Consider the following 20,459-nt stretch of genomic DNA (forward strand, 5'->3'; position numbering starts at 1 on the left):
AATAAAACCTTTTATATACAAGATATACTTTAATATCAAGAAGTTATAACATTACCACCCAAAAAAGCAGGCAAAATGCCTGTAAAATAGTCCCGTTGCCCTCATCGTGAAAACCGCAAGAATCTGTATAGCCAATACCGCCAGCAGACACAACAGAATTGTCAAACCCGACTTATCTGCGACATCTTCATAGTTCGGACTGGCATACTGCAGTTGCCAGGCAAGGATAAAAAGCCCGGCAAGGAACAGGTAATGCCAAAAGGCCTTTCTTATCGGCGCAAAGAAATAATCAGGTCTGAAAAGCATTAAAAGGTCCCTGCTGATACTTACCGTTAATATCGCCATGGGGAACAAAAACATTCCCAGTATAACAAACGGCATAATGACCCAATTAGTGCTTACGCCGAACAGGTTAAAAATTATCTTCGCGATAATGGCCGGCAGAAGTGACATTAAAAGCGCAATAAAGACCGCATAGAAAGAACGCACAACCTTAAACATATAACCAAATCCACCACCAAATTCTATCTGCGGCAATATCTCAACATCGAAAGCGGTGGAATAAATTATTTCCGCATAATACCAAAAAATTCCTCCCCAGACAAAAGCTGTGATTATAAAACCTACCGGCAGCAAAACCGTGAATCCCATTGCCGGTCCGACTATTCGGAAAGAATAATCGAGATGGATTGTAAAAAATTTTAACGATACTGCTGTAAATATAAAAACAAGAGCAGTAAGACTTTGCTTATCGAAGATAGCCCGCCATGAATTTTTGAAGACCGCCTCGTAAAAACCCGGCAGTGGGTCATCGAAATCTTTAGACGGTTCGACTTTCTGTACTTTTACATTTTCAGCAGTTGGAATTATAAAGACCTGGTCGCACCGCAGACATTTTGCCCGTCTGCCGGCATAAATGTCCTTAAACGCACATAAATCCTTGCATTTCGGACAGTGGAACGTAATAGTAGCCATCGATATTTACACCGTAACCGTATTCATCGCATCGATAAAGCACTGATAATCATTGACCCACTTTTTGGCTTCGAGCAGGTCCAGTTTGCCGGTCTTTACAAGCCTGGCAAGATGCGTCTCAAAGGTTATCATTCTTTCATCAGGCTTGTCTTTTGTCTTTGTCTGGAGCTGCGAATAAAGCTGCTCAATCTTGCCGTTTCTAATCAAATTCGCACAGGCGTAATTATTGTTCATTATCTCCATACAGATAAGTCTTCCTGTGCCGTCTTTTTTGGGGATAAGCTTTTGACAGATTACATAAGCCAGGCCAAGCGAAAGCTGGTTGCTGACCTCATCCTGCCTCGTAGATGGGAAATAATCCAGAATTCTTGTGATAGTTCCCGTAACATCGCGTGTATGCAGCGTTGAAAAAACCAGATGCCCCGTCTCAGCGGCCATCAGCGTCATCGCAATCGTTTCGGCGTCTCTCATCTCACCGACAAAAATCACATCCGGGTCCTCACGAAGCATAGCCTTTAAACCTGCCGAAAATGACGGCACATCCCTGCCTACCTCACGCTGCGAAACAACGGCGCCTTTCTGCTTAAGAAGATACTCAATCGGCTCTTCAACGGAAATTATCCGGCAGGCTTTTGTTTCGCTTATCCTGTCGAGAAACGAGGCTATAGTGGTCGATTTGCCGGCGCCTGTAATGCCCGTAAGAAGGACAAGGCCGTTCTGGAGATGGACAATATCTTTGTAAACTTCGTTCGGAAATCCGACATCCTCAAGTTTTGGCACATCGCTTCCCAGCGCCCTGATAGCGGCGGCAGGCCCGTCGTTGTCCATAAAGACATTGATTCTGAACTGCAAATCAGAATAATGGTAAGAACAGTCAACGTTGTTATGGGCCTTAAATTCAGCGATTTTCTTTTCGCCGAGCAATGGGAAAATAAGGGCTTCGGCGATTTGTTTGGTTACAATTTCGCCGCGGAGTTTCATAAGATTACCGTCAAATCGAAATGCAGGCTGAACCCCTACTTTTATGTGCAGGTCGGAAACTCTCATCACGCCGTGCCTTTTAAAATAGGCAAGCATATCCTCCATGCTCCAACTGCCGAATTCAGCGTTTTTGTAAACTTTCGCACTTACGGAATAGTTTTCAGCCATAACTGACCCTTTCAAGGCAGGATATGTCAATTTTAAGCTTTCAGGCGGTTAAAATCAAATACAAAGACTCACCCCCGCATCTGTAAACCTTTGCAATATGAATAGAGTATTGTTATGATGTTTTCGTTACAAAAAAAGGCAAAAATGACAGAAAAAATAGAACAAAAATTTACTGAAATGTCTCTTGGCGATCACCTCGAAGAGCTTCGGGCAAGGGTGATACTGGCCCTGCTCGGAATCGCTGCCGCCCTGGCAATATGTATGTTTTTCGCACGGTTTTTTCTTTCGTTAATGGCAAAGCCATATATTCACGCACTTCAGCAAGTCGATATGGAGCCGATGCTTCAGGCGATTTCCTTATCTGAAAAATTTATGGTTTATATGAAAACGGGTCTCCTGTTCGGCATAGTTTTTTCATCGCCTTGGGTAATTTATCAATTGTGGCAGTTTATTTCCGCCGGTCTATATCCGAAAGAGCGCAAACTTGTTTATTTTATCGCGCCTGTCTGTACCGTTTTATTTATCACCGGCGCTGCGTTTTACCTGTTTTTAATCGCACCGATAGTGATAAAGTTTTTCGTCAGTTTCGATACCGGTATAAAGTTTGTTCAGACACAGGTAACGCTGGACAGTTATATCAACTTTATGATTTCTATGACGTTTGTTTTCGCGATAACTTTCCAGATGCCCGTCGCGATTGTCGCGGCAAACTGGATAGGGATTGTTTCTCTTGAAAACCTTAAAAAAGTACGCAAATATGTTTTGCTGGCAATTTTTATTATCGCCGCAATTGTAACCCCTCCGGATGTAATAAGCCAAATCGCCCTGGCCGTTCCTTTGTATATATTATATGAACTGGCGATAGTTTTTTGTATTCTGACTCGCAAAAAAATTCAATAAACCAAAAATCAGCGGGCCTTATTGTTTTTTCTCGTCGTCATCAGGATTAGTCTTTTTTTCAATCTCGTCCTTAGTTTCGTTCAGTCCTTTTTTGAACTCCGTCAGACTCTTTCCCAGTGAACGGGCGATTTCCGGCAGGCGTCTGCCGAAAATCAGCAGCGCGATAATCAAGACTATGACCATTTCTCCCCATCCGGGTGTCCATGCCAGAACATACTTGGTTGTTTCCAACATATTTATACTCCCATTTAATACCATGAATTATCTGCTATAAAAATCGATACAAGTTGACGCTCAAGCTTTATAACAGTATAATCACAACCAATTAAGGTTGCAAGCATCTAAAATTTTATAAAGGCTGATGTTATGCCCGAAGCAATCAACAAAAATCGAACTCACACAATCATAAGCTATATCATATTATTTGTGCTTATTATTATCTTTATCGGCATAATTACAAAGCAGAAACATTATTACGTTCCAGCCGCCCCAACCACGGCGAATACCGCTTCTGAAAACAAATCCGTAACGCCTAAAACACAGGACTGGCTGAACCAGCAGCTTTTCGGAGCGGATTTCAAGCCTGCAAACGAAGTGGAAAGCTACAATGCCGACAACCTCTACGAAAAAATTGACGGCAAAGCTGACCTGTACCTGCAAAACGAGTTTGTCTCGCTGCAATGCAGACGATACAGCAGTAAGCAATCGGATCAGGAATGGGCGGAAGTCTATGTTTACGATATGGCCAAGGGCAAAAACGCATTCGCCGTTTACAGCGGCCAGAAAAGAAGAAAAAGTCAGCCTCTCGGCTGGGCGCAATTCGGATATAAGACAAAAGATGCTGTTTATTCAGCATCAGGAAATTTTTATTTTGAAATAATATTATCATCCGACGCGAATCAGCTTTTGGACTCAGCCGAATCCGCCGCAAAGCAGCTTACAGGTTTTGCCTTGAAAGAACCTTCCGAACCATTCGCAATAAACTTTTTCCCGAAAGATAATTTCGTTTTTGATTCACTCAAACTCATTAAAGAGGATGCTTTCGGCTGTGCAGAGATGAAAAACATCTTTACTGCCGCATATAGCATTTCCGGAAACGATATGACCGTTTTTATCGCTGATATGCCGGACAGCAGTTCGGCACAGGTTCTTTTCGATAAATATTATAACTTTTTAATAGAAAACGGCGGAACAGAACCGGCAAATAATATCGATATCCCCGGCTCGAAAGCCGTTGAACTATTCGGCACAACCGATATAATTTTCCGATATGAAAACTATTTTGCGGGCGTTCGCGGTTCAGGACCGATTGGCAATTTGACCAATCTGGCGGTATTGTTTAAAAATAGCCTTGCCGGTACAAAAAATGGCACAAAATAAGTTATCAAGAAGAGATTTCATTCTTCGCTGCACAAAGGCGGGCATCTCCGCAGCGGCAGCGGCGGTTCTGGCGGGCTTGCTTTACGAAGCCGACCCTGCAAAAATCTCTCCGCAGTCCGGCAATATTGTCGAAGCTATGAACTATTCTGTACCACCGATTGCCGACAAAACAATGAGCATCGTAACCGGCTCCAACCGCCCTGCAACAGTTACAAAGGCCATAGAACTGCTTGGCGGTATGGAAAGGTTTATCAAGCCGGGCGAAAATGTTCTGTTGAAACCTAATGCAGGATTTGCTATGCCGCCGCGAATATGCGCCACTACGCATCCCGAACTGATTACGCAGGTAATAAAACTATGCTATCAGGCCGGAGCAAAAAAAGTCTTTATTGCCGATAATCCCATCAATGACCCGAAAAGCTGCTTCGAACTTAGCCAAATCGCTTCTGCCGCTCAGAAAAATGGTGCTGAAATACTTCTGCCCCGGCCGGACTACTTTAAACCAATAACGCTTAAAGGAGCCGAACTTATTCATAACTGGCCTATGCTTTATAAGCCGCTCAAAAAAGTTGATAAAGTTATAGGCATTGCTATCGTAAAAGACCATAGAAGAAGTATCGCGTCAATGTCTATGAAAAACTGGTACGGCCTGCTCGGCGGCAATCGAAGTATTTTCCATCAGGATATCAATAAAATTATTGTTGAACTTGCTATGCTGATAAGACCGACACTTGTTATACTTGACGGCACAGAGACAATGGTATCAAACGGTCCGACGGGCGGTTCGGAATCAGACCTTAAACAGACCAATACTATGATTGCAAGCTGCGACCAGGTTGCTGCCGACAGTTTCGGTGCATCGCTGCTCGGCCTCAAGCCTGAAGAACTACCATATCTTGTCAAAGCGGAAAAACTCGGACTTGGCACGACTGATTATCAGTCGCTTAAACCTTTATATACACAACCAAAGGCGTAAAATGAAAATCACAACAACAAGAAGAATAAGTCAGATTTTCTTTTTTACTCTGTTTATCTGGCTCTGTGTTGTAACGACCATCGGCCAAAAACTCTGGCAGCATCGCGGCTGGCCTGTGAATTTTTTCCTGAATCTTGACCCGCTCGGCGTGATAGGAACAGTACTTTCAACGCACAAACTCTACGCCTCGCTGCTTTGGTCTCTTATAACGATTATTCTTACGATTCTATTCGGCAGGTTCTTCTGCGGTCTGGTTTGTCCGTTCGGTACATTACATCAGTTTGTTTCTCATCTTGCGCACGGCAAAAAAACCTCGAAACTGATTTCGCTTCACAAATACCACAAAGCGCAGAGAATAAAATATTATATTCTTATCGTTTTTCTGATAATGGCCGCTTTCGGCGGGTCTTCGAGCCTTTTAAGCGGTTTGCTCGACCCTATACCGCTTTTTACTCGTTCGATAAATCTCCTGATTCTGCCGATAATCGGCAGTTCCGCGAAAATCGTGGCGACCAACAGATTTTACCAGTCGTCACTGCTTACACTCGCAGTTTTCCTGATATTCGTACTTTTGAATTTCTACAAGCCGCGATTTTTCTGTATCTACATCTGTCCATTGGGCGCTTTATTCGGCCTCATCAACAGGTTCGCGATTCTGCGAATTAACCGCAATCTTTCCAAATGCACTGATTGTAAATTATGCGACAGCCATTGTCAGGGTTCATGCGAACCTGCCGAAACGGTAAAATTAAGCGAATGCCTGTTGTGTTTTAATTGCATCGACGATTGCAAATTTAACGCCGTCGATTTCAGTACGGCTGAATCTGAAACTATCCAGATGTCACCTGACCTGTCACGGCGAGGCTTGGTAGCGGCAGCGTTTACAGGACTGCTTACCCTGCCCGCATTAAGACTTTTCGGCGCCTCATATAAGGACAGCAATTTAATCCGGCCGCCCGGAGCGATACCTGAAAAGGATTTTCTAAAACGCTGCCTCAAATGCGGCCAGTGTATGCGGCTATGTCCGAGTAATGTAATTCAGCCGGCAGGTTTGGAAGCCGGTCTTGAAAATCTCTGGACGCCTGTAATGAACAATCGTATCGGCACAAGCGGCTGTCAGCTCAACTGCGTAGCGTGCGGCTATATCTGCCCTACAGCGGCGATTAAACCGCTTACGCTGGCCGAAAAACTCGGCAAAGGCGATTTCAGCGATAAAGGCCCCGTTAAAATCGGTACGGCATTCGTAGACAGGTCGAAATGTCTGCCCTGGGCGTACGGCATACCCTGTCTCGTTTGTCAGGAAAACTGTCCGGTCAGTCCCAAAGCTATTTATACACAGCCGGGCGATGATAAACAAAATGAGACAGCGATTTTGCGGCCTTATGTAGACCCGCAGCGATGCATCGGCTGCGGAATTTGTCAGCATGAGTGTCCCGTCGGCTCAAAAGGTGCTATAATAGTAACCCCTGACGGACAAAGCAGGGAAAATAAGTTCTTTTTGTAAAAAACTGAATTTGTAATTATAAATTTTCGGAGAAAAAACTTATGAAGAACGAAAAAATAGATAGAAGAACATTTTTCAAATCCGCCGCCGGCGCCGGTATTGCCGCAGCTTTTGCGTCCGGAAGTGTTTTATCCGCCGCGGTCGATGCCAACAAACCCGCCGAACCAAACAAGCCTGCAAAACAAACCTATCCACAGGTTCCAAGAAGGAAATTTGGAAGAACAGATATCACAATCCCTGCTTTATCGCTTGGCGCAATGTTTGACACTGTTGACAACCAGATAATCCTGTATAAAAGTCTGCAATGGGGCGTCAATTACTGGGATACCGCTAACGGTTACGCCGGCGGCAAAAGCGAAGAAGGTATAGGAATGTTCTTTGCTAAAAATCCTGATAAGCGAAAAGATGTATTCATAGTTTCCAAGGCCTCTGGTGCAAATGACTCTGCTTCACGCACCGAACGACTCCAGACTTCCTTCCAAAGAATGAATACGAAATATGTCGATTTGTATTATGGCGTACACGGGATGGATAAGCCCTCGGATTTGAACGACAATCTAAAGCAATGGGCCGCCGACGCAAAGGCCAAAGGTCTCATCAGGTATTTCGGCTTCAGTACGCATAGAAATATGACAGAGTGTCTATTGGCGGCCTCGAAGGTGGACTGGATTGACGCGATTATGACCAGTTATAATTTCCGACTAATGCAGGACCCGCAGTTTATAGCTGCCGTTGACGCCTGCAAAGCGGCCGGCATCGCCCTGATTGCGATGAAAACTCAGGGAGGACGCTCGGACGTTGAAGACGAAAAACCGCTCGACAAGCACTTTCTCGAAAAAGGTTTCACAGAAGGCCAGGCCAAGATTAAAACTATTCTTCAGGACGACCGGATTTGTTCCGCCTGTGTAGGTATGAGAAGCGTGGCACATCTGACCTCAAACGTTGCCGCAGTTCTGGACAAGACAGAAATAAGCAAAAGCGATTTGGATTTTATGGGCAGCTACGCCAAACAGACATGCAGCGGATATTGCAATGCCTGTACTGCCTGCGCGACAGCAGTTCCTCAAATGCCTTATGTAAGCGATGTGATGCGTTCGCTGATGTATCATCGTAAATACGGCGATGTGAAACTCGCTAAAGAGCTTTTCGCTCAGACCTGCTCGAAGGTAAACTGCAAAATCAGTTCGGTCGATTTCAGTGCCGCTGAAAATATTTGCCCCAATGGCAATAAAATCGGCAAATTGATGCTCGAAGCGGAAAAACTGTTGGCATAGAACCTATTGTCCGAAAGTTACTTCGATTATTTCATCGAAATTCGGTGCGTAGCCCTGCCACGCCTTTAACGGCAGTCCGTCTCGCAGAATAACCACAACCGGCGTTTCCACGAGCCATTTTTTTGCATCGCTCAGCCTGCCGCGATTTACGTGACTATCCGGCGGAACCAATTGCAGGTCTCCCTCTTCGTAAGGCGGCATTTCAATAAACGCCATATCGACATTATTGCCTTTAAGGTCCTTATACATCTTCTCGTATCCAGGCATCGCCTCCCGGCAGGTAGGACAGTCGTTATGGTACATAAGCACAACCCACTCGCCGCTTTGCAGCCGGTCTGAAATATCTACATATTTAAGCAGCGGCCAAACTTCCTGATTTGTCCACTGTTTGACTTCAAGCACTTCATATTTCTCGCTAACCATCGGCGGCTTGTTTGTGATAAGCACATATTCAATTACAGGCAGCAAAATAAAAGTCGGTATCGCAACAGCGAAAAAATGAACGGCCCTGGGCCACGGCGGAGGGAATAACTTTAAATCTTTTGGCCTGAAAAATGCAAGCAGTATGAATATTGGGACATCCATTGCAAAAAATGTAATCCATGGATTTACTTTAACCATACCAAAACAGCCGCAGGATTCGGCCCCAATTAATCCCTTATATAATGTAACGACAATAAACCCGGCAAAAGAAATTAAGGCAAGCAGCCAGCCCGCCTTCCTGAACAAACCGCATACAAGCCAGATGCCAAGACCAAGTTCAAGCGGTATCTGAATAAGGAAAAACTCCCACGACTCCCAGAACCCTTTGCTGATTATCGGCTCGGTGAGCAACTGTTGAATCTTCATCGCTGCTGCGAACAGCAAAATCACCCCTGCTATCCACATTACTATGATATTCGCTTTTTTCATATATTCCTTATTACGGCTAAATCGGATTATTTATTTAATTTATTACTATTTACCAAAGAAAGGCACAAAAACTATGCAAACAAACGCGATAATAAGAGTAACTAAAGTAACGATTGTTCCAATTTTCAGCCATTCAACAAAGTTCAGCTTGATTTTCCGCTGTTTTTCAAGCATACCTATTGCAATAATATTTGCGGTAGAGCCTATCGCGGTCAAATTGCCGCCAAGACAGGCGCCAAACAGCAGACACCACCACAAAGGCCTCAGAGTCATATGCGTCATCTGTAAATTTTTTACCACCGGTACAAACGAAGCTACCACAACCGTATTATCCAGAACCCCTGACAGAATGCCGCTGGAGAAAATTGTGACCCCGCACAATAATCGGTCATCTCCGCCGGTACTGTGCATAAGCCGTTCGGCAAAAAATTGTGCAACGCCGGAGGATTGCATCACGCCGGCTTGTACAAAAAGGAACATAAAAAACAACAAAGAGCCCCATTCGACTCCATTTTCGATATAATTTATGGCTCTTGCGCGATGCAGAAATATGACAAATCCGGCGAAAACTATCGGGGTGATTATAAGAAGAGTGTTGTTCTCAAGACCTAATAAAATTTCCAGTCTTTTATGCAAGGCTATAATTAAAAGCATTACAGTGAAAATAATAAGGCTTGTCTGTTTTTCGGCATCAAAACGCATCGAATGTCTCGCCAGTATCTCTGTGCGTTTGGCTTTAAGTTTGGAAGAAAGCTCTTTTATGTAATTTCGATACCACAGACCAAGAACGAAAACGGAAATCACAAGAAGGAAAACTGAAATAGGCAATGCGTGAGTCAGAAAATCTTCAAAACTAAGTTTTCCTCTTAAAGCTATGATAATACCTATAGGATTGCCGAATAACGTCGCGGCTGAGCCGATATTGGTCGCAAGAACGGAGGAAATAATTAATGGAACAGGATTGATTTCAAGTAAATCGCAAAGCTCAAGGATGATAGCCATTATAACCACGATGGAAGCGGCCTCTCCCGTAAAACCGGAAAAAACGGCTGACAGCACCATTATCATTATAAACATTCTCATCCCGCCGAGATTTCTGGTTTTCAATATGGCACTTACCAGCCACTCAAACAACCCGGAATCTTTCATAGAGGCAACGACAATCATCATACCCACAAGGAAAAAAATCACATCCAGCGAGGCATACTGAATGAATTGTTCCATATCTATGCTGTGAATCAGGAAAAGCACGCCGCTGCCGACAAATAAAAAGCCCAATCTTAAATCCCAGAAAAGCAGTGTGCCGAGAATAGAGACTGAAAAAACGCCGACGATTGCTGCCTGCTGATTGGTTAATCCTGCAAAGTGACCCAGAAAAGCAAAGAGTAAAGGCAGCAAAATCAGAAGTAAAAGTTTTTTCAACATATAATTTTACGCCCGCATATATAAACCGCCGTTGACAGCGATATATTCGCCGGTGATAAAAGATGCCGCATCGCTTGAAAGAAACAGAATTGCCTTCGCCACATCTTCCGCTTTGCCGTTTCGACCCAGCGGAGTTTGCTGAGCGACCTGTGCCCGCCTTTCGGGCGTACTGAACTGCTCGTGGAATCTCGTCTCAATCAGCCCGGGCAAAACAGAATTAACTCTTATGCCGAAAGGAGCAAACTCCTTTGCCATTGCTATCGTCATTGTTGCGACCGCCGCTTTTGCAGAGGCATAAATCCCTCCGCCGCCTGCCCCGCCATTATGCCCTGCGATTGAACCGATATTAATTATACAGCCCTTCGACTTCTTTAATCCTTCCAGCCCCGCCTGCGTTGCGAGCAGGACGCTTTTAACGTTTGTGTCAAAGGCATCATCCAAATATTCCTCCGTCGCATCGGCAAAAAACTGCCGGGCTATAAGAGAACCTGCGTTATTGACAAGAATGTCGATTCCGCCGGTTTGGCTTATAAAATCCTGTATTAGCGTTGTTACCTGTTTTTTATCCCGCATATCCGCCTTGAGCAGACAGCCGCTCGAATACTCCTTAACTTCGGCCAGTGTTTTTTCGCCGCCCTGCGGTGTTCTGAAATAATGTACGCCGACAAAACACCCCTGCTGAGCGAACATCTTTGCCGTTGCGGCACCTATCCCGCTGCTCGAACCGGTAACTAAAACCTTTTTACCTTTTAAATCTTCGTAAATCATCATTATTCCTTTTTATATTTAGCCCCCAGTTCCACTGGGGGTTTCTTTTACCATTTCACGGCGGGTTTAAACCCCCGGTAAAACCGGGGGCTAATTATTTTCAAGAAATCTTCATAAACTATTGAAATATTTCTATTTTTTTGCGACATCATTATATAGCAGATAAATCTTCTCATCCAACATCTTTTTCATGCATTCTCTCAATACATACTCAAGCTCATACAATGTTGGCAATTGGCCTTTAACCTCATCGCTTATTATAACCCTGCCATGTACCATTTTAGAACGAAGATCATATAATTTTTCTATATCCTTATATTCACATCGAGTCTTACACTCTAAAAATTTAGAGACCCTTGTACATATTGTTCTTGTGGCCCCTCCCATAGTCTCGTTTGAAAAAAGAGACTCAATAGCAGCCATCAAAAAGATAAAAGTATCTATCATTTTTCCCGAGAGAAATCCTCTGAACATGAAATATATGGCATTATGAGTTCTGTTTGAGATAGTACTCATCTCCTTCAGATTGGAGAATCGACTATTTATAACCCTTAAATCCTCAAAAGTGTATAGCTCAACTTCTGGTGAAATATAATGCGTAGTTTCATTAAGTAGTCTACAAAGAGTAGCATCTTCTTTACACAAACGATATTTTATAAAAAGACGAGAAAGTTTACAAATTTTGAATGAGAGTATTAAAATGTTTATTTCTTCTTTATACTTGGTCAAGTCCGGATTTTCAGCGACCAAAGCCCAAGGCTGAAATTCCATAACATGAATGTCCCGCTTTGAAAAAAGATCTACTTTCGGTAATTCATTATGAGCATCAAAACAACGTAATGCATATCTCCCCCCTTCAAAAACAAATTCTCGCAAATCTTGATAATTAAAATCAAAAAGTGGCATTACTATTCGCATTTTAGAATTCCAAACCCGCCGTTAAACGGCGGGCTAAATATATTATTTATTGTGATTTTGCACATACCTTATTCTTCGTTCCAATGTTTCCTTGTCAAAACAAAATCTTTTATCATATCCTGCTGTCCAGACTTTACCATCACAACCAACCGTTTTCAAGGCAAGACGTGCAGCACTTTTATAATACGCCACGATTTTAGCAATTGGCTGGGGAATATATTCAGCAACGATATGAATATGATTGGATTTTACCGCCAAGGCATATATTTGCTGTTTAAGCAATTCCGCTTGTCTCGTTATGGCATCCCTCGCAATTTCCTGTTGAGGTTTCGATAGTTTGACAGTGTCTTGTACCTGTAATTTTTGGTTGGCCTGTAATAGTGCTTCATTTGCAGGGAGAATTTTCCCGTCTTTTACATAACGCCGATTATCTCCCTGCAGCCACGTGCCATAAGTTGTCCACGTTATGTGATAACCTAAGGTTTTCGCCATAATATTTAGCCCCCAGTTTTACTGGGGGTTTTCCTTATCCTGTATTTGTTCTAACTGCATTACTAACTTATCTAATTTTTTCTGACCTTCATCGTGTTTGCCGTTTGCGTTTCGCAGATGTGTGCCGAGAGTGTCCCAGGTTGCAATAAAATCTCCGAACGAGGAATTGAGGGTCTTGAGATTTTTGCGAATCTCGGCGGCCTGTTTTTCAATCTGCATACCGTGAAGGCCCATTACTATCGTCATAAGATAAACATAAAGCAGGTTCGGCGAAACTGGAAAGACCTTTCTTTCCATCGCATAATCCTGAATACTTATCGTATCATCAGAGGTTTTTACCATTGCCTCGTAATAAACATTTTCAGCGGGTATAAACATCATCGCAAAATCCAGTGTCCCTTCATCGGGCCTGATATAGTTTTGCGCAATCTTGTCGATATGTTTCTGAACATCCTTTAAAAATTCTCTGTGGACTTTCTTTGCGTCAGCTTCATTTTGTGCCAGTTGGAGCTTCTTGAAATTTTCCAGCGGGAATTTCGCATCGATTGGAACTGAATATTGTGGCATCTTTACCAGTGCATCGACAATTTTGCCGTCGCGAAAACTATATTGAAGAGCGAAACTATCCACGGGCAGAAGTGCAGAAAGTATATTTTCCAAAGACCATTCGCCTAAGCCGCCGCGGAGCTTGGGACTGGCAAGTATCTGCTGAAGATTTTTTAAATCCGACCCCAGCTCAATTATCCTCTGACTTGAACCCTGAAGCTGGCCGAGCTGATTATTTACCTTTTCAAGGGTCTGGGCGTTGAACTGGAGATTTTTATTTACCGTGTCCTGACCTGAAATAAGAGATTTCTGGAGATTCTGCGACAGATTATCCTGAGCCGTCCTCAATGCTTCGAGCTGCTGACCAAGCGAGCGGATACCGCCGAAAGCGTGAGCCAGCCATAATAAGACCGCTATAATTGCTAAAACAGCTATGATAAGGATAATAATAAAAGTTTCAGTCATAATGATTACCTGCCTCGAAAAATTATAGCCTCAATGTCGGATTTGTCAAAAGCTATACAAAAGAATCAATACGGCGTAAACAGCGATTGCAAATAATGATATACTGCTTTTGAAAAAACACTTTTTTTATCTATCTTTACATGTTATAATTCTCGCTTCAAAAAAATATATTATCTGTTGGTTGATAATCAGGGATGGAAGAAAAACCGACATAACGGTTACCGGTGAATTTAAGAATCTCCATATAACTCCTTAGATGAGGCATAGTTATGAACAACAAAACACTGCTGATGTTATTATCTGTATGTTTCGTACTTGTTTCGGGTTGTGATAATTCCAATACCGGCATGAATATTCAGGAACAAAAAGCATTGCCGGCTCCGACGCCCCTGCCGCAAATTACTCCGAATATCGCCGCAAGGCTTTATCCCTGCCAGGGCTGCTCTGTAGTTCGGCTTGACAAGATTATGCCCGCCCAGGTGCAGGCAGGCGCAGAATTCGAGTATAAAATCAGGGTTACAAATCTCAGCGATGACATACTGTCCGACGTTGTCGTGACAGATACGCTTATCAGAAATTTCAAACACAAATCGTCAAATCCCCCGGCCAATATCGATGGGGATAAACTTATATGGACACTTCCGGAGTTTGCCCCAAGAGAAACAAAGGAAATCAAAGGCGTTGCCATAGCTTCTACCGGCGGCATCGTTCAAACGTATTCAGATGTTGCATATAGAATGCCTATTCGCACTCAGACGATAAGTCTTCAGCCTAAAATCGCACTTAGCATGAGCGCTCCCGCTGAAATGCCGGTCTGCAAACCGATTATATACATATTCAAGGTTGCAAATACAGGTACCGGCACTGCAAACAATTTAAGAATTGTTGATAATCTCCCTGAAGGCCTCGTAACCGCTCAGGGCAAAACTAATATCGATATCCCAATCGGCGTATTGCCTGCCAGAACATCGAAATCAATATCCGTTATGGTAAATGCTCTGAAAAGCGGCATTTACACCAATACTGCCGTCGCTATCGCCGACAACGATGTAACAGTAGAATCACCGACTATTACAACTACAGTAACAACACCTATGCTTGCGATTACAAACACAGGCCCCGAAACGCACTCCATCAATAAAGAAATTACTTATGAAATTTCCGTAACCAATACCGGCGACGGCACTGCTGCTGATATTATCATAGAGAACCCGATACCTGCCGGCCTGAATTTTATAAGGGCAAGCCGGGGCGGCATGTTATCCGGCAATAAGGTTATGTGGAGAGTTGCAAGACTCAATCAGGGCGATACCGTAAAAACTTTCGTAACATATATGACAAACAGTACAGGCACCTTTGTGAATACTGCCAGCGCCTCGGCTGTTTGTGCTGACGCCGTTATAGCTACAACTCAGACATTTGTAAAAGGTGAGGCTGGAATTCTGCTCGAAGTCGGCGACCTTACCGACCCGATAAAAATCGGCAATACGGTAACCTACAGAATCGTCGCAACCAATCAGGGCGCCGTTCCTTTAACGAATATTTCAATAAAGGCAATGCTTGAACCGCAGATGGGATATGTCGGCAGTGTTGGCGTTACGCAGGGACAGTTCTCGGATAATGGCACAATCACATTTGAAACTCTGGCCGGACTGGCTCCAGGAACCCAGGCTATCTGGGAAGTTACTGTCAGGGCGACAGCCGCCGGCGATATACGCTTTAAAGCTGAGATGGCCGCAGACCAACTCGATAGAGTTGTTTCGGAAACAGAATCAACGCACTTCTATGAATAGATTGCTAATGCTATAAAATAAAAAAGCCCCGGTTTTAAAACCGGGGCTTTTTTTATGCCTTATCGAGACATTTCTTAAGCGTTTTACACACCAGTACCGCTTTATCTTTAGTCAGATTATTATAAAACGGAAGCGCTATTGTGCTTTTGCATACCTTATCGGTGATTGGAAAATCGCCGTCTTTATAACGGAATTTTTCGACCATAAAAGGCTGAAGCGTTACGGGCGGGAAATAATTACTTACCTGGATTCCTTCTGCGAGCATAGCATTTAAAATGGCATTCCGTTTTGACGATTCTTTCAATCTAACGACAAATACAAACCAGCTCATCCTGCTGCCGGCCGGTTCCTTTGGCACAATGATTCTATCCTCATCAGCCAAAAGCTCCTGATATAAAGCCGCGACTTTTCGGCGTTTTTGGACAAATTGTTCGATTCTTTTAAGCTGGCTGATTCCAAGAGCCGCATTAATATCACTCATTCTGAAATTATAGCCGACTCTGTCGTGAGCAAGCCATCCGCCGCTTTTGCCGCGACCCTGATTACGGAGTGATTTGCAAATATCGGCAAGTTTTTCATAATCCGTAAGAATCATTCCGCCTTCGCCCGTTGTCATCTGCTTATTCGGATAAAATGCAAAATTGCTCATCGTCCCGAAGTTGCCGATTTTCTGCCCATTAATTTCGGAGCCAAGCCCTTCGCAGCTATCCTCTATTACAGGCAGTTTATGCTTTTTCGCAATTTTCCAGACTTTATCGAGTCCTACCGGATTACCGAAAACTACAACCGGCATAATCGCCTTGGTTTTGGAAGTGATTTTTGCCTCGATTTTTTTCGGGTCGATATTCAGGCTTACAGGGTCGATATCTACAAATACCGGCTTTGCCCCGACCATCAGAATACTGTTTGTCGTAGCGATAAACGTAAAAGGCGTGGTTATCACCTCATCGCCTTTGCCTATCCCAAGGGTCTGAAGACACAGGAAAAGCCCGCTTGTGCCGGAATTGACCGCAACGGCGTATTTTCTGCCGATGTATTTAGCCAGTTTTTCCTCAAATTCGGGTATTTTCGGTCCGAGCGAAAGGTTTGGCGTTTTAAGAACTTCAACTACCGCCTTAATATCATCTCCGTTTACATCCGGCCGGGAAAGATGAACCTTTATATTCATATAAACTCCTGAATCTGTAGTTATAAAAGAGACATTATACTATTAGTTTCTGCTTTGAAAAAGCAAAATTTAATGCACGGCATCTTCAACTTCGTCTTCGGATTTCAGCGGAATCGACATATTCCAGGTGGATTTTTCGCTATTAATTTTTTCGCCTGTCGCGAAAAAGACATAAATCGCTTTTCCGTTTTCCACTAAAATCTGCGGCCGTTCCGTACTGCTCATTTTTCTGTATTGGCTGTCCTGCCAAAGAATATTTTTGGTAATTGCTGTCGGGTCAGTTTCCGCATCCCAATGTAAAAGGTCGTCGGACGTAATATAAAATATTTCTTTATTGGAATATTTCCGCCCGCAATCGAGCAGCAGCATATGATACCTGCCGTTCTCGAACCAGACGGTCGGGTCTTCTGCATCCATACCCAGTTCAAAAGGCTTATCGGAAACACGGACATAAGGGCCTTTATAATTTTTCGCGACAGCCAGTCCGATAGCGTGCGTTCTGAGTTTCTGCACGCCCTTGTAAAACAAATAAATCCTTCCGTCAGGCATAACAAAAGGAGCGGCATTGCTTACCAGATATTGCTCCCAACTGTTAGGCCGGACATCTAAAATCGGCTTGTTTCTTCTTTTCCAGGGGCCATAAACAGATTTTGAAGTGGCCAGTCCGATTCTTTCGTGCCGATGAGCTTCCAGTTTCAGCGGAGAATCTTCCGTAGTCGGATTTGCCGGCGTCGGCATATCGCCGTGATAAGTCGTTCCGGTATAATACAATAAATAGGTATCGCCGGATTTGCAGATAACCGGATTATGGGTCATTTTCCCGTCCCAGTATTTTTCACCTCGCGGCGGTAAAACCACTTCCGCAAATTTGTAAGGCCCGCCGGGTGTATCGGAAACAGCCCTGACAACTTCGGAATTTGTCAGCCAGTGAGGACTGAAACTCAATCCTTTCGGCCAGCGTGATGCGAACATATGATATTTCCCGTCTTCTCCTTTTATAACCGAGCCGCACCATACCCAGTAGCCGTCCATTTTGAATCCGCCGTCCAGCGGCGCAGGCAATAATCTATCTTTAAAATTGACGTCATTTTCTGGACTTGATTGGGCCGGGAGCATTGAGGGAAAGATTGCCGCAGCAGCTATTAATAATAGACAGGTAAATTTTATGTCTTTTGCCATTTAACAAACCTGCAATCCATATTAAATACCCCCTCGAACGTTAAATTCCCCTCTGATGGTAACAATTTCAGCCCGACGGGTAATTGGTGTCGGCGGGCTAAAATCGGGGAGACAAGATTTGAACTTGCGACCTCTGCGTCCCGAACGCAGCGCTCTAGCCAAGCTGAGCTACTCCCCGCCGAAAAAACCAGGGATTAAGTATATCATAATAATAATTAAATTACAACCGCCTTTTATCTCTGCAAATTTACTTGTTTAACAGAGAAAATTCCAGCCAATTATAATAAATTAACCGGGTCGACATCGACCTGCACCCCGACGGCTGAATTCGGGGACTTCAGACGACGGAATCGGCTCAGAAGTTCTCCGAGCTGCGCAGGTTTTGGGGTCTGCAGGACAATCTGCATCCTGTAAAATCTTTGGATTCTGGCGATTACCGCGGGGATCGGACCTGTAAGCTTTATATCAAATTTACAGGCGGAAATAATGTTTCCAATCTGCTCGGCAATGACCTTCGATGGGCCGAAAAGTCAGTCGAATTTTATATCTCGCAGGCGGACAAGAGCAATCCTGCCGAACGGCGGCAGCAGGCAGGCGTGCCTGTGCTTGAGTTCCTCTTTTACAAATCCTTCAAAATCGTCATTGACCGCGAATTTAATGGCCGGCTGGTTCGGCAAAAATGTCTGGATAAATACCGCCCCGCCTTTGCTGCTTCTGCCTGCCCTGCCGGCTACCTGGCAGATGAGCTGGTATGTGCGTTCGTTCGCCCGAAAATCCGGCAATTGCAGCGAAGTGTCTGCGCTGATTATTCCGACAAGGGTAACATTGGGAAAGTGCAGACCTTTGGCGAGAATTTGCGTACCGGCAAGTATATCGATTTTGCCCGTGTCGAAGTCGCCGAGCAGGCGGTAATAGTCGTGCTTCTGCATCGAATCGCTGTCAACTCTTGCGATGTGTGCGGACGGGATTTTCTGCATAAGTTCATCTTCCAGCCGTTGAGTGCCAAGCCCTATCATTGCGACATTTTTGCCGCACAAAGGACATTTTTTAGGGACAAGCGTCTGCGAAAGACAATAATGACAGACCGCAAAGCCGCCTTCGATTCGGCTTTTCAAATGCGGCTGTGCCTGATGTTTTTCGGATTTATGGAACGTCAGCGTTACATCGCAGTTGCGGCATTTGAAGGTATAACGGCAGCTCGGACAGAAAATAAAATTGCTGTAGCCTCGCCGATTCAGCATAAGGATTACCTGTTCCTTTTTCTGCAGCGTTTGCTTAATGGCCTCTTCAAGTTCGGGGCTTATCAGATTTACTCCGTGATTTTCGAATTTGCACTGCGTCATATCGATGATTTTCATCTTCGGTTTGGGCAGGTCCATCACGCGTTTCGGCAGAGAAAGCCTTGTGAAATGGCTTTTTGTCCTGCAGTTGCCCAGCGTCTCGAGCGACGGCGTTGCGCTGCCTAAAATACAAACGGCATCGGTTAATTGCGCAAGTTTTACCGCGACATCACGGCCGTTATATCTCGGCACCGTATCCTGTTTATAGCTCGGCTCGTGTTCCTCATCGACAGCAATGATGCCGACATTTGCAACAGGAGCGAAAACGGCGCTTCTCGCTCCGATGACGACTATCGGCGAAGTGTTTTTTATTTTCTGCCACTGGGCGTTTCTCTGCGATGCGGTAAGCTGTGAATGCATAACGGCTAAATTGGCGAATCTGCTGCTGAACCGCTGAATTGTCTGGGCCGTAAGTGCGATTTCCGGAAGCAGGACTATGGCGTTTTTGCCTTTAGCGATTGTTTTTTCTATCGCCCTGATATAAACTTCAGTTTTGCCGCTGTCGGTAATGCCGTGCAGGAGTACAACAGAAAATTTATGAGAATCTATCCGCTTTTCGATTTCGGCAAGAGCCTTATTCTGATCATCATTTAATACAATGGTGCCGGTTTTTAAAGCCAGTCCCTGCGGTATAACAGGCAGTCCTGAATAAACGGTTCGGCCGGCAAGTTTTACTATGCCCGATTCGAGAAGTTTTTTTAACGGCGCCGTACCTGTATTTAGCTGCTCAAGAAAATTTTTAACATCGACAGCCGAGGCCGAGTCGTGAGCGTTTAACTGATTTAACATCTGGACTATCTGTTTCTGTTTCTTGCCGCGTATTCCGGCCAAAAGCTGTTCAAAATCCGTTTCGCCGGGGGTGAGAAAAACGTGTTTGATATTTTTTGTTCCAGTACCCTTTTTAACCGCGGCTGGAAGCATCGCGTTTAAAACCGTCCCCAATGGGCAGATATAATAGTCGCTTATCCACTTTCCCAGTTTTAAAAGTCTTTCGTCGAGCAGGGGTAAATTATCGACGACTTTTTTTACAAGCTTTAATTTCCGCAAAGGTATAATAGAGGATTTGGCGTCTTTAATCTCGACGCAAAAAGCATTCAGTAGTTTGTTTGCCCTGCCGAACGGAACTTCGACTCTTTGGCCCGGTTGAACCGGCAGAAGTTTATCCGGCAGAAGATAATCGAATACATCGTCGACTCCCGTATCGACAGCAACAGTTACGACATTGGTGCATGGGATTTTTTTGTCGTCTGAAGTGTCAAACAGGCTATTTGTTGAGGATTGTCTCATTGGGCTTT

Annotated in this window: 19 protein-coding genes and 1 tRNA gene; 6 read left to right on the forward strand and 14 right to left on the reverse strand. The window is 44.2% G+C overall.

Annotation, left to right across the window (positions count from 1 at the left end; genetic code table 11):
• Nucleotides 1–51: 51 nt before the first annotated feature.
• Nucleotides 52–975 carry a hypothetical protein gene (locus WC496_03210; GenBank protein ID MFA5292023.1) on the reverse strand — a complete coding sequence of 308 codons (924 nt, stop codon included), beginning with the start codon at nt 973–975 and terminating at the stop codon, nt 52–54.
• Between the two features lie 6 nt (nt 976–981).
• On the reverse strand, nt 982–2,124 hold the full coding sequence (locus WC496_03215) for a PilT/PilU family type 4a pilus ATPase (protein ID MFA5292024.1): 1,143 nt from the start codon (nt 2,122–2,124) through the stop codon (nt 982–984).
• Between the two features lie 144 nt (nt 2,125–2,268).
• On the opposite strand from WC496_03215, the gene tatC reads away from it, so the two are divergent.
• The gene (gene tatC / locus WC496_03220; GenBank protein MFA5292025.1) at nt 2,269–3,024 is read left to right on the forward strand and encodes a twin-arginine translocase subunit TatC; all 756 of its coding nucleotides are present in this window, start codon (nt 2,269–2,271) and stop codon (nt 3,022–3,024) included.
• 18 nt (nt 3,025–3,042) lie between these two features.
• Here the strand turns inward: tatC and WC496_03225 are convergent, their stop codons facing one another.
• Nucleotides 3,043–3,258: a twin-arginine translocase TatA/TatE family subunit gene (locus tag WC496_03225; protein MFA5292026.1), complete on the reverse strand. Its 216-nt coding sequence runs from the start codon at nt 3,256–3,258 to the stop codon at nt 3,043–3,045.
• 132 nt (nt 3,259–3,390) lie between these two features.
• On the opposite strand from WC496_03225, the gene WC496_03230 reads away from it, so the two are divergent.
• From WC496_03230 to WC496_03245, 4 genes are read left to right on the forward strand one after another with little or no spacing between them, the layout of a single operon-like run.
• Entirely contained in the window at nt 3,391–4,404 is a 1,014-nt protein-coding gene (locus tag WC496_03230; GenBank protein ID MFA5292027.1) for a DUF6599 family protein, read from the forward strand.
• Nucleotides 4,391–5,380: a DUF362 domain-containing protein gene (locus WC496_03235; protein ID MFA5292028.1), complete on the forward strand. Its 990-nt coding sequence runs from the start codon at nt 4,391–4,393 to the stop codon at nt 5,378–5,380. Before WC496_03230 ends, WC496_03235 begins: the two co-directional genes overlap by 14 nt.
• A gap of 1 nt (nt 5,381) precedes the next feature.
• Nucleotides 5,382–6,884 (forward strand): 4Fe-4S binding protein, encoded by a 1,503-nt coding sequence (locus tag WC496_03240; GenBank protein ID MFA5292029.1) that lies wholly within the window; start codon nt 5,382–5,384, stop codon nt 6,882–6,884.
• A 41-nt stretch (nt 6,885–6,925) separates the two neighbouring features.
• Complete coding sequence (locus WC496_03245; GenBank protein MFA5292030.1) at nt 6,926–8,158, forward strand: aldo/keto reductase; 1,233 nt, start codon at nt 6,926–6,928, stop codon at nt 8,156–8,158.
• Between the two features lie 3 nt (nt 8,159–8,161).
• On the opposite strand, the gene WC496_03250 is transcribed toward WC496_03245, so the two are convergent.
• The 6 genes from WC496_03250 to WC496_03275 all read right to left on the reverse strand — a co-directional run bounded on the left by WC496_03250 (nt 8,162) and on the right by WC496_03275 (nt 13,684).
• A complete protein-coding gene (locus WC496_03250) occupies nt 8,162–9,070 on the reverse strand; it encodes a MauE/DoxX family redox-associated membrane protein (GenBank protein MFA5292031.1) in 909 nt (302 codons plus the stop codon).
• A gap of 45 nt (nt 9,071–9,115) precedes the next feature.
• Nucleotides 9,116–10,495: an SLC13 family permease gene (locus WC496_03255; GenBank protein ID MFA5292032.1), complete on the reverse strand. Its 1,380-nt coding sequence runs from the start codon at nt 10,493–10,495 to the stop codon at nt 9,116–9,118.
• Between the two features lie 6 nt (nt 10,496–10,501).
• Nucleotides 10,502–11,266 (reverse strand): glucose 1-dehydrogenase, encoded by a 765-nt coding sequence (locus WC496_03260; GenBank protein ID MFA5292033.1) that lies wholly within the window; start codon nt 11,264–11,266, stop codon nt 10,502–10,504.
• A 129-nt stretch (nt 11,267–11,395) separates the two neighbouring features.
• Nucleotides 11,396–12,181: a hypothetical protein gene (locus tag WC496_03265; GenBank protein MFA5292034.1), complete on the reverse strand. Its 786-nt coding sequence runs from the start codon at nt 12,179–12,181 to the stop codon at nt 11,396–11,398.
• A gap of 42 nt (nt 12,182–12,223) precedes the next feature.
• Nucleotides 12,224–12,673 (reverse strand): transposase, encoded by a 450-nt coding sequence (locus WC496_03270; GenBank protein MFA5292035.1) that lies wholly within the window; start codon nt 12,671–12,673, stop codon nt 12,224–12,226.
• Between the two features lie 18 nt (nt 12,674–12,691).
• On the reverse strand, nt 12,692–13,684 hold the full coding sequence (locus WC496_03275) for a DNA recombination protein RmuC (protein MFA5292036.1): 993 nt from the start codon (nt 13,682–13,684) through the stop codon (nt 12,692–12,694).
• 269 nt (nt 13,685–13,953) lie between these two features.
• On the opposite strand from WC496_03275, the gene WC496_03280 reads away from it, so the two are divergent.
• Entirely contained in the window at nt 13,954–15,477 is a 1,524-nt protein-coding gene (locus tag WC496_03280; GenBank protein ID MFA5292037.1) for a hypothetical protein, read from the forward strand.
• A 52-nt stretch (nt 15,478–15,529) separates the two neighbouring features.
• On the opposite strand, the gene WC496_03285 is transcribed toward WC496_03280, so the two are convergent.
• The 5 genes from WC496_03285 to priA all read right to left on the reverse strand — a co-directional run bounded on the left by WC496_03285 (nt 15,530) and on the right by priA (nt 20,451).
• Nucleotides 15,530–16,645: a DegT/DnrJ/EryC1/StrS family aminotransferase gene (locus tag WC496_03285; GenBank protein ID MFA5292038.1), complete on the reverse strand. Its 1,116-nt coding sequence runs from the start codon at nt 16,643–16,645 to the stop codon at nt 15,530–15,532.
• Nucleotides 16,646–16,714: 69 nt separating this feature from the next.
• Nucleotides 16,715–17,824, reverse strand: a complete 1,110-nt coding sequence (locus tag WC496_03290; protein MFA5292039.1) for a glycoside hydrolase family protein — start codon at nt 17,822–17,824, stop codon at nt 16,715–16,717.
• 103 nt (nt 17,825–17,927) lie between these two features.
• Nucleotides 17,928–18,002: transfer RNA gene (locus WC496_03295), tRNA-Pro, on the reverse strand.
• Nucleotides 18,003–18,102: 100 nt separating this feature from the next.
• Nucleotides 18,103–18,333: a hypothetical protein gene (locus WC496_03300; protein MFA5292040.1), complete on the reverse strand. Its 231-nt coding sequence runs from the start codon at nt 18,331–18,333 to the stop codon at nt 18,103–18,105.
• A 21-nt stretch (nt 18,334–18,354) separates the two neighbouring features.
• Entirely contained in the window at nt 18,355–20,451 is a 2,097-nt protein-coding gene (priA, locus tag WC496_03305; GenBank protein MFA5292041.1) for a primosomal protein N', read from the reverse strand.
• Nucleotides 20,452–20,459 lie beyond the last annotated feature (8 nt).

This window comes from Phycisphaerae bacterium (assembly GCA_041652575.1).
GTDB lineage: Bacteria > Planctomycetota > Phycisphaerae > Sedimentisphaerales > UBA12454 > UBA12454.

What these genes read in the sequence shown, in the direction of transcription:
- WC496_03210 (MFA5292023.1), bottom strand. Translation starts at nt 975, where the DNA reads ATGGCTACTATTACGTTCCACTGTCCGAAATGCAAGGATTTATGTGCG.
- WC496_03215 (MFA5292024.1), bottom strand. Translation starts at nt 2,124, where the DNA reads ATGGCTGAAAACTATTCCGTAAGTGCGAAAGTTTACAAAAACGCTGAA.
- tatC (MFA5292025.1), top strand. Translation starts at nt 2,269, where the DNA reads ATGACAGAAAAAATAGAACAAAAATTTACTGAAATGTCTCTTGGCGAT.
- WC496_03225 (MFA5292026.1), bottom strand. Translation starts at nt 3,258, where the DNA reads ATGTTGGAAACAACCAAGTATGTTCTGGCATGGACACCCGGATGGGGA.
- WC496_03230 (MFA5292027.1), top strand. Translation starts at nt 3,391, where the DNA reads ATGCCCGAAGCAATCAACAAAAATCGAACTCACACAATCATAAGCTAT.
- WC496_03235 (MFA5292028.1), top strand. Translation starts at nt 4,391, where the DNA reads ATGGCACAAAATAAGTTATCAAGAAGAGATTTCATTCTTCGCTGCACA.
- WC496_03240 (MFA5292029.1), top strand. Translation starts at nt 5,382, where the DNA reads ATGAAAATCACAACAACAAGAAGAATAAGTCAGATTTTCTTTTTTACT.
- WC496_03245 (MFA5292030.1), top strand. Translation starts at nt 6,926, where the DNA reads ATGAAGAACGAAAAAATAGATAGAAGAACATTTTTCAAATCCGCCGCC.
- WC496_03250 (MFA5292031.1), bottom strand. Translation starts at nt 9,070, where the DNA reads ATGAAAAAAGCGAATATCATAGTAATGTGGATAGCAGGGGTGATTTTG.
- WC496_03255 (MFA5292032.1), bottom strand. Translation starts at nt 10,495, where the DNA reads ATGTTGAAAAAACTTTTACTTCTGATTTTGCTGCCTTTACTCTTTGCT.
- WC496_03260 (MFA5292033.1), bottom strand. Translation starts at nt 11,266, where the DNA reads ATGATGATTTACGAAGATTTAAAAGGTAAAAAGGTTTTAGTTACCGGT.
- WC496_03265 (MFA5292034.1), bottom strand. Translation starts at nt 12,181, where the DNA reads ATGCGAATAGTAATGCCACTTTTTGATTTTAATTATCAAGATTTGCGA.
- WC496_03270 (MFA5292035.1), bottom strand. Translation starts at nt 12,673, where the DNA reads ATGGCGAAAACCTTAGGTTATCACATAACGTGGACAACTTATGGCACG.
- WC496_03275 (MFA5292036.1), bottom strand. Translation starts at nt 13,684, where the DNA reads ATGACTGAAACTTTTATTATTATCCTTATCATAGCTGTTTTAGCAATT.
- WC496_03280 (MFA5292037.1), top strand. Translation starts at nt 13,954, where the DNA reads ATGAACAACAAAACACTGCTGATGTTATTATCTGTATGTTTCGTACTT.
- WC496_03285 (MFA5292038.1), bottom strand. Translation starts at nt 16,645, where the DNA reads ATGAATATAAAGGTTCATCTTTCCCGGCCGGATGTAAACGGAGATGAT.
- WC496_03290 (MFA5292039.1), bottom strand. Translation starts at nt 17,824, where the DNA reads ATGGCAAAAGACATAAAATTTACCTGTCTATTATTAATAGCTGCTGCG.
- priA (MFA5292041.1), bottom strand. Translation starts at nt 20,451, where the DNA reads ATGAGACAATCCTCAACAAATAGCCTGTTTGACACTTCAGACGACAAA.